Consider the following 11,778-nt stretch of genomic DNA (forward strand, 5'->3'; position numbering starts at 1 on the left):
CGCATCCGGTCCTGGGCAGACGGCGCCAGCTTCCGATCAGCTTGGTCCGGTACAGAGGTCGATCTGTCCTGGAGCCCTTCATGCACGCGTTGATCCTGATCGCCAGTCTGGCCCTGAGCACGCAGGCCCCCGCCGGGGAGCCGCAGCTGCCGCCCGCGCAGGCCGAAGCGGCGCCCGCCGTGTCGAGGGTCGCGGTCCTGACCCGCGACACGCGCGGTCGGCCGACCCTAGACGCCGAGATCAACGGCAAGGGGCCGTTCCGCATGGTGGTCGACACCGCCGCCCAGACCAGTCTCGTCACCCTGCCTTTGGTCGACGAACTGAAACTGCCCGTCATAGGCGAGATGAATATCGGCGGCGTCGCAGGCCAGCAGCAAGCCGGCCTGTATGGAGTTGATCGCTTCAAGACCCCCCTGTTCGACGTCGAGAGCGTCGGGATGCTCGCCCTTCCGAACGCCGGCGTCACCGAGGCGCGCGGCATTATCGGCATGGAGAGGTTCACTGGAGATCGTCTTCTGTTTGATCACGCCGCCAACCGCCTGAGCCTCGAACGCTCCGGTGCGGCGGCCGACGGCTTCGTGGCCGTGGCGGGCCGTCTGGATGACAGCGGCCTCCTGACGGTGCCGGTCGAGATTGACGGGGTGACCTTCACCGCCCTCGTCGATACCGGCGCGGCTGTCTCCGTGGCGTCGGGCGGAGCCCTTCGTGCGCTGGGCTGGGCGGAAACCGATCCGCGGCTCACGCCGGCGGGTGAGATCCGGGGGGCGACGCAGCATGGGACGGTCGTCATGAAAGGGGTCGTCGGCCGCATCAGATTGGGTCCGGTGAATTTCCGCGATGCGCCCTTGATATTCATCGCGGGCGAGGCGGACGACGCTGGGGCGGAAGGCGGTCCCAGCCTGATCCTCGGCGCCGATCTGCTGAACAACCTCGACGCCTACGCCCTCGACTTCCCACGCAGCGAACTGCAGATCCGTATCCCGCGGCAGCCAAACGGTCCTGATCCCCGCTGAGCCGGCCGCCCGGGCTCGAAAACCCGATCCGGTCTCGGCTCCGTTGCTGGCTTTCGACATCATCTGTTGCGCGCGCTCGCCGCTGTTGCGGGCGCATTGGCGCACTTTCGGAACATCGGGGCGGCGGCTGGTCCCGCGAGCCGCTCGCCCTTCAAATGTCTGGCTCCCGCCGGGGGATCAGTCATCCATGCCTTCGGCCCTCCGGTGCTTTACCGCCTTGGCGGCGAAAGTCGGCAGGACGAGCAGGGTCAGGAGAGTCGCCGTCAGGAGGCCGCCGATCACCACCGTCGCCAGAGGCTTTTGGACCTCCGCCCCCGCGCCGTGGGCCAGCGCCATCGGGATGAAGCCGACGATGGCGACCAGGGCCGTCGTCAGAACGGCCCTGAGACGGCTGGAGGCGCCTTCGATGGCGGCGTCATAGGGCGTCAAACCGGCCGTCAGCCGTTCACGAATCGCCTGCATCAGCACCAGGCCATTCAGGGTCGCCACGCCCGAGACCGCGATGAAGCCGACCGCCGCAGAGACCGAGAAGGGCATGCCGCGCAGCAGGAGCCCCAGCGCGCCGCCGACCAGAGCCAGGGGGACGCAGGCGAAGACCAGACCCGCCTCTGCGAACGATCCCAACGCCAGAAACAACAGCACGCCGATCAGCACGAAGACCACCGGAATGACGAGCCCGAAGCGTTGCTCCGCTCGCTTCAGGTTCTCGAACTGGCCGCCCCAATCCAGATAGACTCCGGCGGGGAGTTCGATCTGCGAGACTTGGTTTTGGGCGTCGGCGACGAAACCGCCCAGATCGCGACCCCGCACATTGGCCTGGACCACCATGCGGCGGCTGCCGTTCTCGCGACTGATCTGGTTCGGCCCCTCGCCGGTCTGGATGCGTGCGACCGAAGACAACGGCACGATCACGCCGGCATCGGACACGATGGGGAGCGCCGCGAGGGCCGCCGGGTCATTTCGGGCGCCATCGGGCAGTCTGACAACGACGTCGAAGCGCCGGTCGCCCTCGAAGATGCGACCGGCCTCGGCGCCGCCTATACCAATGGAAACAGCCTCGCTGACGTCCGTTGCTGAGAGGCCATAGCTGGCGGCGGCGGTGCGATCGACGCTGATGGTCAAGGTGGGCAGGCCCGTGGCCTGCTCGACTCGCACGTCTGCGGATCCTGTCGTGTTCCGCAGCGAGGTTGCGACCTGATCCGCCACGCGCTGGAGCGTGTCGAAATCATCGCCATAGACCATGACGGCGAGGTCGGTGCGAACCCCAGAGATCAGTTCGTTGAAACGCAGTTCGATCGGCTGGCTGAACTCGGTGTTATTTCCGATCTGCCGGCCTGCGGTCGCCGCCAGCCGTTCGATCAGCGCCTCCTTCTCCAGGCTTGGATCGGGCCAGTCCTTGCGGTCCTTCAGAACGATCACACTGTCAGAGATGTTGGGCGGCATCGGGTCCACCGCCGCTTCGGCCGTGCCGGTGCGCGAGAACATGGTCTCCACCTCGGGCTGGACCTTGATGGCGCGCTCCAGCGCCATCTGCATGGCCAGCGACTGCTCCAGCGAGGCCGATGGCACGCGCAGCGCCTGCATGGCGATGTCGCCTTCGTCGAGCGTCGGAATGAACTCTCGACCCAGGGACATGAAGGAGATCGCGCCGATGGCTAGGGTGGCGACGGCCGAGACCAGCACGACCTCGGGCCGTGCGACCGCCGCCTTGATCGCCGGCTGGATGAACCGTCGGGCGAGCCGCAGCAGCCAAGTCTCGTGTTCGACGGCCAGACCGTCGGGCCCGAGGTGAACCGACTTGGGATCGCGCACCAGCAGGGCGGTCATGGCGGGCACGAAGGTGAAGGAGAAGATGAAGGCCCCGACCAGGGCCAGCATGACGGTCGCGCCCATGGGCTGGAACGTCTTGCCCTCGACCCCTTCCAACATCAGCAATGGGGCGAACACCAGGAGGATGATCAGTTGGCCGAAGGCAGCGGGCTTGACCATCTGGCGTGCGGACTGAACGGCGACGTCCAGTCGCTCGCGGCGCGTCAGTATTCGCCCCAGCGAGGCCCGGCGTCGGGTCAGCGTCAGCAGGGTGTTCTCGATCACCACGACCGCGCCATCGACCATCAGGCCGAAGTCGAGAGCGCCGAGACTCATCAGGTTTCCGCTGATGCCGAACCGGTTCATGCCGATGACGGCGAACAGGAAGGACAGCGGGATCATCAGGGCGGTGATGGTCGCCGCGCGGATATTGCCGAGCAGCAGGAACAGAACGACGATGACCAGCAGCGCCCCCTCCGTCAGGTTTCGAGCGACGGTCGAGATGGTCGCGTTGACCAGTTCGCTGCGGTTCAACACCGGTAGAGCGACGACGCCGGGCGGCAGGCTGTCGTCCACCAGCGCTAGCCTGTCGGCGGCGGCCTGGGCCACGGTTCGGCTATTGCCGCCCGCGATCATCAGGGCCGTGCCCAGCACCGCCTCATGGCCATCGCGGCTGGCGCCGCCCAGGCGCGGGGCCTGACCGATCTCGACCGTGGCGACGTCGGCGACCCGAACGACCAGACCGCCGCGATTGACGACCGGGGCCTGGGCCAGATCGTCGATGGTCAAGGCCAAGGCGTCGGTGCGCACGACCAGGGCCTCTCCCGCGCGCTGGATGTAGCCCGCGCCCGCCTGGGTGTTGGCGCGCGCGACCGCCTCGACCAGATCGCCGAGGCCGAGGCCATAGGCGGCCAGTTGCGACGTATTGGGTCGGACGGCGTACTCCTTAACGTAGCCGCCCACCGTATCGACCCCCGCGAGGCCGGTAGTGGTGCGCATCTGGGGCGCGATGATCCAGTCCTGGACCGTGCGCAGATAGGTCGCGCGTTGTTCCGGCGTCGTCAGTCGATCGCCTTCAGGGGTCAGATAAACGCCACCGTCCTGCCAACCAGGCTGGCCAGGCTTCGCCAGGCTTTTGCTGTTGAACGGCACATAGTCGACCGTCCACATCAGCACTTCGCCGAGGCCGGTGGTGATGGGCGACAGGCTCGGCTCCACGCCGTCAGGAAGCCTTTCGGATGCGGCCGCGAGCCGTTCGGCGACCTGCTGGCGGGCGAAATAGATGTCGGTCTGGTCGGTGAAGATGGCGGTGATCTGGCTGAAGCCGTTGCGCGACAGCGACCGCGTGCTGGTCAGGCCCGGGATGCCGGCCAGGGCCGTCTCCAGCGGATAGTTGACCTGACGCTCGATCTGCTCGGGCGCCAGGGCGGGAGCGACCGTAGTGATCTGCACCTGACGATTGGTGATGTCGGGAACCGCGTCGATCGGCAGTTTGGTCAGTTCGAACAGGCCCAGCAACGCGACGAGGCTGACGGCGAGCATGACGAACCAGCGGAACCGGACCGAGGCTTCAATGATGGATTTGAACATGATCGTCGCCCTTAGTGCCCGTGCTCGGCCTCGCCCTTGGCGAGTTCGGCTTTGAGGAGGAAGGCGTTGGCCCCGGCGATCTGTTCGGCCCCCGTCAGGCCGCTGAGGATTTCCGTTCGGTCGCCGGCGCGCCGGCCGACCAGAACGGGCGCGGCGCGGAATCCTGTCGCGGTGCGCACAAAGACGACGCTCGCGCCGTCAGCGGTCTGAATGGCTTCGGACGGAACGGTGATGCCGCCGGCCCTCTCACCCGTAACGATGCTGCCCGTCACAGCCGAGCCGGCGGGCGGCAGGTCGTAGCCTGTTGGACGTGCGCGGATGATGGTCGCGCCGCTCTCGGCGCCGACGGCGACGCCGATGACGACGGCGTCGAACTCGCCACCCCGTCCCTGCACACGCAGAGATGATCCGGCGCGAACCTGGGCCGCAAGCGCCGGCGGAGCATTAAAGACGATTTCCACCCGCGCAGGATTGGTGACCTCGGCGATGATCCCGCCCTGGGTGGCAAAGCCTCCCGGCCCGACCTGAACGCTGGTGACCACGCCCGAGATCGGGCTCCTTACACTGAGCCGGCCCGATGCATCGGGCGACCCGGCGGCTGTAGCGCGGGCGCGGGCGGCGCGGGCGGCAGCTTCAGCGCTGAGCGCCTGTGCATGGGCGACCTCGGCGTCACGACGCGCGACCACGCCCTGATCGGCAAGGCTCTCCTCGCGACTGTGGGACTGCTCAGCGGCGACGGCGTTGGCCTGGGCCGCGTCCGCATCGGCGCGAAGGGTGGCGGCCTCGCCGCTGACCAGAATAGCCAGCGACTGCCCGGCGCGCACCGACTGGCCCGGCGACACCAGAAGCCGCTCAACCCGACCTCCGACGGAGGCGGCCACGGCGGCTCTGGCGTCGATCATGGGTTCGATACGGCCCGACAGTCGGGTTTCGCCGCCTCCGCCCCCGGAGACGGCGATCACCGAGATGTTTGCGGCTTCGATCTGCGCCGCTGTGAGAACCAGAACGTCTTCCCCAGCCTCCGCTTTTCCGGTGCGAACCTCCTCGCCTTCGGCATGTCCAGCCTCGGCGGACGCCGGGCTGTCGGACGAAGCGCGGGTCATCGCGTAGAGGCCCGCGCCGCCCAGAACGACGACGGCGGCGACCCCGGCCGTCAGCCAGGTCTTGTTGATCGGGGATGTCGGCTTCATTGCGATGTTCCAAAGGGAGCGCGGCCTTGCAGGCGCGCGAGATCGATTTCCGCCCGGACCCGCGCCAGGCGGGCGTCCACAGCGGCGTTGCGAGCAGAAATCAGGGCCATGCGGGATGACCGCAGTTCCAGTTGCGAGATGCGGCCGGCTTCGAAACCGATGCGCGCGAGGCGATAGGCCTCCTCGGCGGCGGCGGCCCCGGCGTCAGAGGCTGAGACCCGGCTGGTCGAGGCGGCTAGACGCGCGACGGCGGCGTTACGATCCGCTTCCGCTTCCTGACGCGCACCGATCAGACGGGCGTCGGCCGCCCTGAACTCCGCCTGTGCGGCGTCGATATTGCCCCGGTTACGGTCGAACAGAGGCAGCGGTACGCTCAGCCCGAAGGTCAGGGCGGTCGCGTCTTCGGCCTCGTCATGACGCACGCCGACGAAGGCCCGGACGTCCGGCCGGGCGCGCACACGCTCCACCTCGATCCGGCTCTCGGCCGCCGCACGCTCAGCCTGGGCCACGCGCACCTGCGGGGTCGCACCCGGCGTCAGTACTGCTGTAACGGGCGCCCGGTCGATCAGACTGTGGCTGATCGACGTGACCGGCGCCGGCAGCATCGCCACGGCGGCGAGACGTGCGAACGCTGCGTCGCGTTCGGCCTTGGCTTCATCCAGGGTCGCACGGGCGGCCGCCGCTTCGCTCTCGCCCTGGACGCCGCGCAGCAAGGGTTCTCGACCCTCTTCCACCAGGACCAGCGCCGCACGCGTGTCGGCGACCGTGACGGCCAGCGCCTCTTCGGCCAGCAGAAACCGTCGCTGACCGGCTTCCGCCTCGGCATAGACGAGAGCCAGTCTGGCGCAGGCTTCGACGGCCGCCAGTTCACGCCTCAGTCCCGCTGTACCGGCCTCGGCCCTCGCGACCGCGACCCGCGCGCGGCGCCGTCCCCAGAGTTCGAGGTCTTGCGTCAACGACAGGGTGGTCTCGGCCTTGTCGTAGCCCGTGAAGGGGCTGCTGCCGAAGGCGTTTTCGGCCTCCAGCCTTAGTTCCGGATTGGGCCGCATCCGCGCCTGACGCACCCGAGCCTCGGCCGCGTCGAGCAATGCATCAGCCTCCAGCGTCGTCGGCGTCAGGCCGATGCGTTCAAGCAACGCCTCGAACGAAGGCGCGGGATCAGCCCACGCAGGGCCGGTGACCGCCGTCGCCATAGCGACCACGGCGCAGCCGATCGCAAGACGCGACCGGACAGATTCAAGGGGTGGCATTTTCCATGTCCCAGCAGTTCCAGACGATTGAAGCGCGCCATGTGGCGCAAGACATCGTCAGGCTCTGGGAGGGCGTTCCAGACCGCTGGGCGCGCGGGACAACATCGGGAGCGAGGGCAAGATCATCACGCCGGCGTCCGAGAATGACAGCGTCGTTTCGGAGTCAACCGTGGCCAGGGCCGTAACGCCGGCATGGTGGCAATGCCCATGGTTGCAGATGGCGTGGTCGCCAGGTTCGGCCGGCTCATCGCCGATGTCATCGATCAGCAGCGCAGCGGCGTGACCGGGATCGCGTTCTACCGCACAGGCCGACGCATCGACGGCGGGGATCAAGACCAACAGGGCGACGAACAGCGCAATGAGCGCCATAATGCCGGGTCTTTCAGTAGGCCGAACCATGGCCGTGCTTACCACGACTTCGGTTTCGTCAATAGTCCACTACTTTGGGATATTTCAGGAGTGCGCGCCGTCAGATCGACGAGCCAGACTTGGCCGCGCGCCGCCGTCTTGAAGTTCCGGTAGAGCCTGTCGGGCGCGATTGACTCAGGACCGCGCACATCACGCGAATCTTGCCAGACCCGACGATGTTCGCCGTGTCGTCCGCCTATGGCCGAAGGTCAGGGGAACGGGGATGCGTCAGACGGCCTTCATCACGTGCCGTCGTCTTGGCTGACTGACGTCCAAAGCCAGGGCGCGATGCAGAAAACCAGCAGGCCGAATGCAGTCAGGCCCACGAGAACGCCGTTGAAGCCGCGCTCGAAGGTCGGAAAGCAGGTCCAGTTCACGATCAGACTGACGGCCATGACGGCAACAGCGAGCGCGAGACCTGGCCGGGGCCGGGTCAGCAACAGCCAGCAGACCACGAAGTCGGTCGCGCATAGACCGTACCAGAACCAGACCGCCCAGGCCGGCGCGGGGCCGTGATAGAACAGCCCGTGCCTGCCGACCCACCAGAAATGGCCAAAGGCGCCCAGCGGGAAGCTGAAGGCCAGGATCCAGCGGACCAGGACCGGGTTCAAGACCGGTCGATCCGGGTGCGGAGTGCGGCATAGTCGATCTTGGAATACGGCTTGCCGCTGATTCCATATTTCCATTATATCGGAAACATGGAATCAGAGATCGCCATTTTCGCCCTGGCCGCGCTCGCCCAGAACACGCGTCTGGAGACGTTCCGGCTTCTGGTGCGGCATGAGCCGGAGGGACTGGCCGCCGGCGAGATCGCCAATCGGCTGGCGATCCCGGCCAACACCATGTCGGCCCATCTGGGCGTGCTGTCGCGGGCCGGACTGATCACGGCCGAGCGGCGCAGCCGGTCCATCATCTATCGCGCCGATCTGAGCCGACTGCGCGACCTGACCGTCTTCCTGCTGGAGGACTGCTGCCAGGGTCGCGCCGATCTTTGCGAGCCCAGGCTCGCCGAACTCGCGCCCTGCCGCGACTGAGGACCCCATGGACGTCATCATCTATCACAATCCCGCCTGCGGGACCTCGCGCAACACCCTGGCGCTGATCCGCCACGTGGGGATCGAGCCGCATGTGATCGAATATCTGAAGACGCCGCCTAGCCGCGCCCTGATCCAGGACCTGGCCGCGCGGACGGGCGCGCCGCTGCGCGATCTCCTGCGCGAGAAGGGCACGCCCTTCGCCGAGCTGGGTCTGGGCGACCCGGCCGTCAGCGACGACCAGTTGCTGGACGCCATCGAGGCCCATCCGGTGCTGCTGAACCGTCCCATCGTGGTGACGCCGCGCGGCGTGCGCCTGTGCCGGCCGTCCGAGGCGGTGCTGGATCTGTTGCCCGAGGACGGGCTCAAACCGTTCGTCAAGGAAGACGGCGAAGTGGTGATCGACGCCGAGGGGCGGAGGGTTCGCTGATGGTCGATACGCCCGTCGCCCCAGCCTCTGCGGCCGCGCCCCGGCGGCTGTCCTTCCTCGACCGTTGGCTGACTCTGTGGATCTTCGTCGCCATGGGGCTGGGTGTGGCGCTGGGCGCCTTCGTTCCCGGTCTGCCGGCCTGGCTGGACGGGCTGTCGGTCGGCACGACCAATATCCCCATCGCCATTGGCCTGATCCTGATGATGTATCCGCCCCTGGCCAAGGTGCGGTACGAGGCCCTGCCGCAGGTGTTTGCGGACAGGCGGGTGCTGCTGCTGTCCCTGTTCCAGAACTGGGTGCTGGGGCCGGTGCTGATGTTCGCCTTGGCGGTGATCTTCCTGAGGGATCAGCCGGAATATATGACCGGGGTCATCCTGATCGGCCTGGCCCGCTGTATCGCCATGGTCCTGGTCTGGAACCAGCTGGCGCGCGGCGACAACCAGTATGTGGCCGGTCTGGTCGCCTTCAACTCCATCTTCCAGATCCTGTTCTTCAGCCTGTACGCCTGGTTCTTCCTGTCGGTCCTGCCGCCGCTGTTCGGGTTGGAGGGCAGCGTGGTCGCGATCCGTTTCTGGACCATAGCCGGGGCGGTGCTGATCTATCTGGGCGTGCCGTTCCTGGCGGGTTTCCTGACGCGCCTGGTCCTGATCCGGCGCAAGGGCGCAACCTGGTACGAGACCCGGTTCCTGCCGCGCATCGGGCCGATGACCCTGGTCGCCCTGCTGTTCACCATCGTCGCCATGTTCAGCCTGAAGGGCGGCGAGGTGGTGGCCCTGCCGCTGGATGCGCTGAGGATCGCCGTGCCGCTGACCATCTATTTCCTGGTGATGTTCGTCGTCAGCTTCCTGATGGGCAAGCTGATCGAGGCGGATTATCCGCGCACCACGGCCCTGGCCTTCACCGCCGCCTCGAACAATTTCGAACTGGCCATCGCCGTCGCCATCGCCGCCTTCGGCCTGACGTCGCCTGTCGCCTTCGCTGCAGTGATCGGCCCCCTGGTCGAGGTGCCGGTGCTGATCCTGCTGGTGTCGGTCGCCCTGTGGATGGGGCGGCGCTGGTTCGCCGACACGGCCCCGCCGGCGGACGCCTGATGGTCGCCCTGCGTGTGGTGGACGCCGGCGATCGCGGCCTGATCGCAGCCCTGGCTGAGGCCGGCCTGCCCGAGCCTGGCGCCGGCCGCTATTTCGGCGCGACCCAATACGGCGCCCTGGTCGGCTACGCAGGGCTGGAAGGCAAAGGCCGGCATCTGTTGTTGCGGTCGCTGGTCGTTCTTCCCGATCATCGGGCGCGGGGCACAGGCGCGCGCCTCCTGACCGCCGCAGAAGACGTGGCCAGGGATCTGGGGGCGGAGACCCTGCACCTGCTGACGACTACGGCGGAGGCCTTCTTCGCTCGCCGAGGATTTGTGCGCGGCGCGCGTGAGACGGCCCCCGAGGCCATCCTTCGGACGCGCGAGTTCGCGGCGCTCTGCCCGGCGTCCGCCGCCTATATGACCAAGGCCATTTCATGAGTTTCGACCGTCTGCGGCCCCTGCCGGACCCCGATCATCTGCCCGCCCTGGACCCGGCCTATCTGGCGCGCGATCCTGCGGCGGGGCTGGGGCCGAACGACCCGCCGCCGCGGATCCTGCTGCTCTACGGGTCGCTCCGGGACCGGTCCTATTCGCGCCTGTGCGTCGAGGAGGCGGCGCGGCTGTTGCAATGGATGGGGTGCGAAACCCGGATCTTCGATCCGCGCGATCTGCCGCTGACCGATCAGCATGTCGCGGACGACCATCCTGCGGTTCATGAACTGCGCGAACACGCCCTTTGGAGCGAGGGCATGGTCTGGTGCAGCCCGGAACGGCACGGTCAGGTCTCGGGGATCATGAAGCTGCAGATCGACCATCTGCCGCTCAGCCTGGGCGGGATGCGGCCGACCCAGGGCCGCACCCTGGCGGTGATGCAGGTCTCGGGCGGGTCGCAGAGCTTCAACGCCGTCAACACCCTGCGCCTGCTGGGGCGATGGATGCGGATGTTCACCATCCCCAACCAGTCCAGCGTGGCCATGGCCTTCAACGAGTTCGACGACGACGGCCGGATAAAGCCCTCCAGCTATTACGACCGGATCGTCGATGTGATGGAGGAACTGGTGCGCTTCACGATCCTGCTGCGCCCCCACGCGGCCCAGCTGGTCGACCGCTATTCCGAGCGCAAGGCTGCGGGCGTCCCTCTGGACCCACAGACCGATCTTTCCGCCATCGCCATTAAGCCACAGTGATTCCGCCCAGGGTCCGCACGGAGGGTGTCGCACGGACGCGCCGTTCAGGCGCACGGCCTTGATCCGGGCGGACAGGGCCGACCTCGGTCGGCGGGGCATGCAGGGAGCCGTCCCGAGGCTGAATGCGCCAGAAGGCCGATCTGCTAGGCGGCGGCTGCGAGCGCCGTCCTCATCGCGACGACCAGAACGTCAAGGTCGAAGGGCTTCGGCAGGAAACCGGCGGCGCCGCCCGCATAGGCGGTCTCGGGCTCGAGGTGGCCGGAGGACACGAGCACGGGAATCCTCGGCTGACCAAGTTGTGCGTAGGCCAGAAGCCCGAGGCCGTCGATCGACCCGGGCATGCGTACGTCCGTGAAGATCAGGTCGATAAAAGCGCCCGACTTCAGAATCGCGACCGCCTCGTCGGCGTTGAAGGCCTCGATGACGACGAAACCCACATCACGAAGGTGATCTGAGACCAGCATTCGGATCAGAAACTCGTCTTCAACGACGAGAACATGCGGCGCGTCGGCCGCAGCCTCAGGGGGCGCAGGCATGGAGTTCGACAACATTGAGGCCCCGCTTCGGATCAAGAACGATCTGAAAGGAGTCCGGTTCCAGCGCCGCGCGGGCGGGCGCCCCTGCGGCAAGCGCGGCTGTTCGCCGATCGGGAGTTGGCGAGAATCTTCGCGGGAATGTCAGAATCCTGTTGCAGACGAAATGGCCCCTACGTATAGAGCCGCCTCGCTCGGAAACGGGCCGGCCCTGAGGGCTTCGGAGCTTTGGTTTCGGGGGTTTTGAGGGGAAGAAAGAGTT

12 protein-coding genes are annotated in these 11,778 nt (G+C 67.3%); 6 read left to right on the forward strand and 6 right to left on the reverse strand.

Translation table 11 applies throughout. The features are described from left to right. The first annotated feature begins 80 nt into the window (after positions 1 to 80). Complete coding sequence (locus AC07NC_RS14020; protein ID WP_494569940.1) at positions 81 to 1,013, forward strand: aspartyl protease family protein; 933 nt, start codon at positions 81 to 83, stop codon at positions 1,011 to 1,013. A 177-nt stretch (positions 1,014 to 1,190) separates the two neighbouring features. On the opposite strand, the gene AC07NC_RS14025 is transcribed toward AC07NC_RS14020, so the two are convergent. The 5 genes from AC07NC_RS14025 to AC07NC_RS14045 form a co-directional block, all read right to left on the reverse strand. After that, positions 1,191 to 4,412 (reverse strand): efflux RND transporter permease subunit, encoded by a 3,222-nt coding sequence (locus tag AC07NC_RS14025; RefSeq protein WP_494569941.1) that lies wholly within the window; start codon positions 4,410 to 4,412, stop codon positions 1,191 to 1,193. A gap of 11 nt (positions 4,413 to 4,423) precedes the next feature. Then, positions 4,424 to 5,602, reverse strand: coding sequence for an efflux RND transporter periplasmic adaptor subunit (locus AC07NC_RS14030; protein WP_494569942.1), 1,179 nt, complete (start codon positions 5,600 to 5,602; stop codon positions 4,424 to 4,426). Beyond that, positions 5,599 to 6,852, reverse strand: a complete 1,254-nt coding sequence (locus AC07NC_RS14035; protein ID WP_494569943.1) for a TolC family protein — start codon at positions 6,850 to 6,852, stop codon at positions 5,599 to 5,601. The genes AC07NC_RS14030 and AC07NC_RS14035 overlap by 4 nt, the downstream gene beginning before the upstream one ends. 57 nt (positions 6,853 to 6,909) lie before the next feature. Then, positions 6,910 to 7,221, reverse strand: a complete 312-nt coding sequence (locus AC07NC_RS14040; RefSeq protein ID WP_494569944.1) for a hypothetical protein — start codon at positions 7,219 to 7,221, stop codon at positions 6,910 to 6,912. Positions 7,222 to 7,502: 281 nt separating this feature from the next. Beyond that, positions 7,503 to 7,871, reverse strand: a complete 369-nt coding sequence (locus AC07NC_RS14045) for a hypothetical protein (RefSeq protein ID WP_494569945.1) — start codon at positions 7,869 to 7,871, stop codon at positions 7,503 to 7,505. A gap of 87 nt (positions 7,872 to 7,958) precedes the next feature. Here AC07NC_RS14045 and AC07NC_RS14050 point away from each other — a divergent pair, with 87 nt between their 5' ends. From AC07NC_RS14050 to arsH, 5 genes are read left to right on the forward strand one after another with little or no spacing between them, the layout of a single operon-like run. Next, positions 7,959 to 8,294: an ArsR/SmtB family transcription factor gene (locus tag AC07NC_RS14050; protein WP_494569946.1), complete on the forward strand. Its 336-nt coding sequence runs from the start codon at positions 7,959 to 7,961 to the stop codon at positions 8,292 to 8,294. 7 nt (positions 8,295 to 8,301) lie between these two features. After that, entirely contained in the window at positions 8,302 to 8,724 is a 423-nt protein-coding gene (arsC, locus tag AC07NC_RS14055; RefSeq protein ID WP_426025436.1) for an arsenate reductase (glutaredoxin), read from the forward strand. Further along, entirely contained in the window at positions 8,724 to 9,815 is a 1,092-nt protein-coding gene (gene arsB / locus AC07NC_RS14060; protein ID WP_494569947.1) for an ACR3 family arsenite efflux transporter, read from the forward strand. Before arsC ends, arsB begins: the two co-directional genes overlap by 1 nt. Further along, positions 9,815 to 10,234: an arsenic resistance N-acetyltransferase ArsN2 gene (gene arsN2 / locus AC07NC_RS14065; protein WP_494569948.1), complete on the forward strand. Its 420-nt coding sequence runs from the start codon at positions 9,815 to 9,817 to the stop codon at positions 10,232 to 10,234. The genes arsB and arsN2 overlap by 1 nt, the downstream gene beginning before the upstream one ends. Next, entirely contained in the window at positions 10,231 to 10,983 is a 753-nt protein-coding gene (gene arsH / locus AC07NC_RS14070; protein WP_494569949.1) for an arsenical resistance protein ArsH, read from the forward strand. The genes arsN2 and arsH overlap by 4 nt, the downstream gene beginning before the upstream one ends. Positions 10,984 to 11,126: 143 nt before the next feature. Here the strand turns inward: arsH and AC07NC_RS14075 are convergent, their stop codons facing one another. After that, positions 11,127 to 11,534 carry a response regulator gene (locus AC07NC_RS14075; RefSeq protein WP_494569950.1) on the reverse strand — a complete coding sequence of 136 codons (408 nt, stop codon included), beginning with the start codon at positions 11,532 to 11,534 and terminating at the stop codon, positions 11,127 to 11,129. Positions 11,535 to 11,778 lie beyond the last annotated feature (244 nt).

This window comes from Brevundimonas sp. GW821-FHT10A07, from assembly GCF_059415785.1.

What these genes read in the sequence shown, in the direction of transcription:
- AC07NC_RS14020 (WP_494569940.1), top strand. Translation starts at nt 81, where the DNA reads ATGCACGCGTTGATCCTGATCGCCAGTCTGGCCCTGAGCACGCAGGCC.
- AC07NC_RS14025 (WP_494569941.1), bottom strand. Translation starts at nt 4,412, where the DNA reads ATGTTCAAATCCATCATTGAAGCCTCGGTCCGGTTCCGCTGGTTCGTC.
- AC07NC_RS14030 (WP_494569942.1), bottom strand. Translation starts at nt 5,602, where the DNA reads ATGAAGCCGACATCCCCGATCAACAAGACCTGGCTGACGGCCGGGGTC.
- AC07NC_RS14035 (WP_494569943.1), bottom strand. Translation starts at nt 6,852, where the DNA reads ATGCCACCCCTTGAATCTGTCCGGTCGCGTCTTGCGATCGGCTGCGCC.
- AC07NC_RS14040 (WP_494569944.1), bottom strand. Translation starts at nt 7,221, where the DNA reads ATGGCGCTCATTGCGCTGTTCGTCGCCCTGTTGGTCTTGATCCCCGCC.
- AC07NC_RS14050 (WP_494569946.1), top strand. Translation starts at nt 7,959, where the DNA reads ATGGAATCAGAGATCGCCATTTTCGCCCTGGCCGCGCTCGCCCAGAAC.
- arsC (WP_426025436.1), top strand. Translation starts at nt 8,302, where the DNA reads ATGGACGTCATCATCTATCACAATCCCGCCTGCGGGACCTCGCGCAAC.
- arsB (WP_494569947.1), top strand. Translation starts at nt 8,724, where the DNA reads ATGGTCGATACGCCCGTCGCCCCAGCCTCTGCGGCCGCGCCCCGGCGG.
- arsN2 (WP_494569948.1), top strand. Translation starts at nt 9,815, where the DNA reads ATGGTCGCCCTGCGTGTGGTGGACGCCGGCGATCGCGGCCTGATCGCA.
- arsH (WP_494569949.1), top strand. Translation starts at nt 10,231, where the DNA reads ATGAGTTTCGACCGTCTGCGGCCCCTGCCGGACCCCGATCATCTGCCC.
- AC07NC_RS14075 (WP_494569950.1), bottom strand. Translation starts at nt 11,534, where the DNA reads ATGTTGTCGAACTCCATGCCTGCGCCCCCTGAGGCTGCGGCCGACGCG.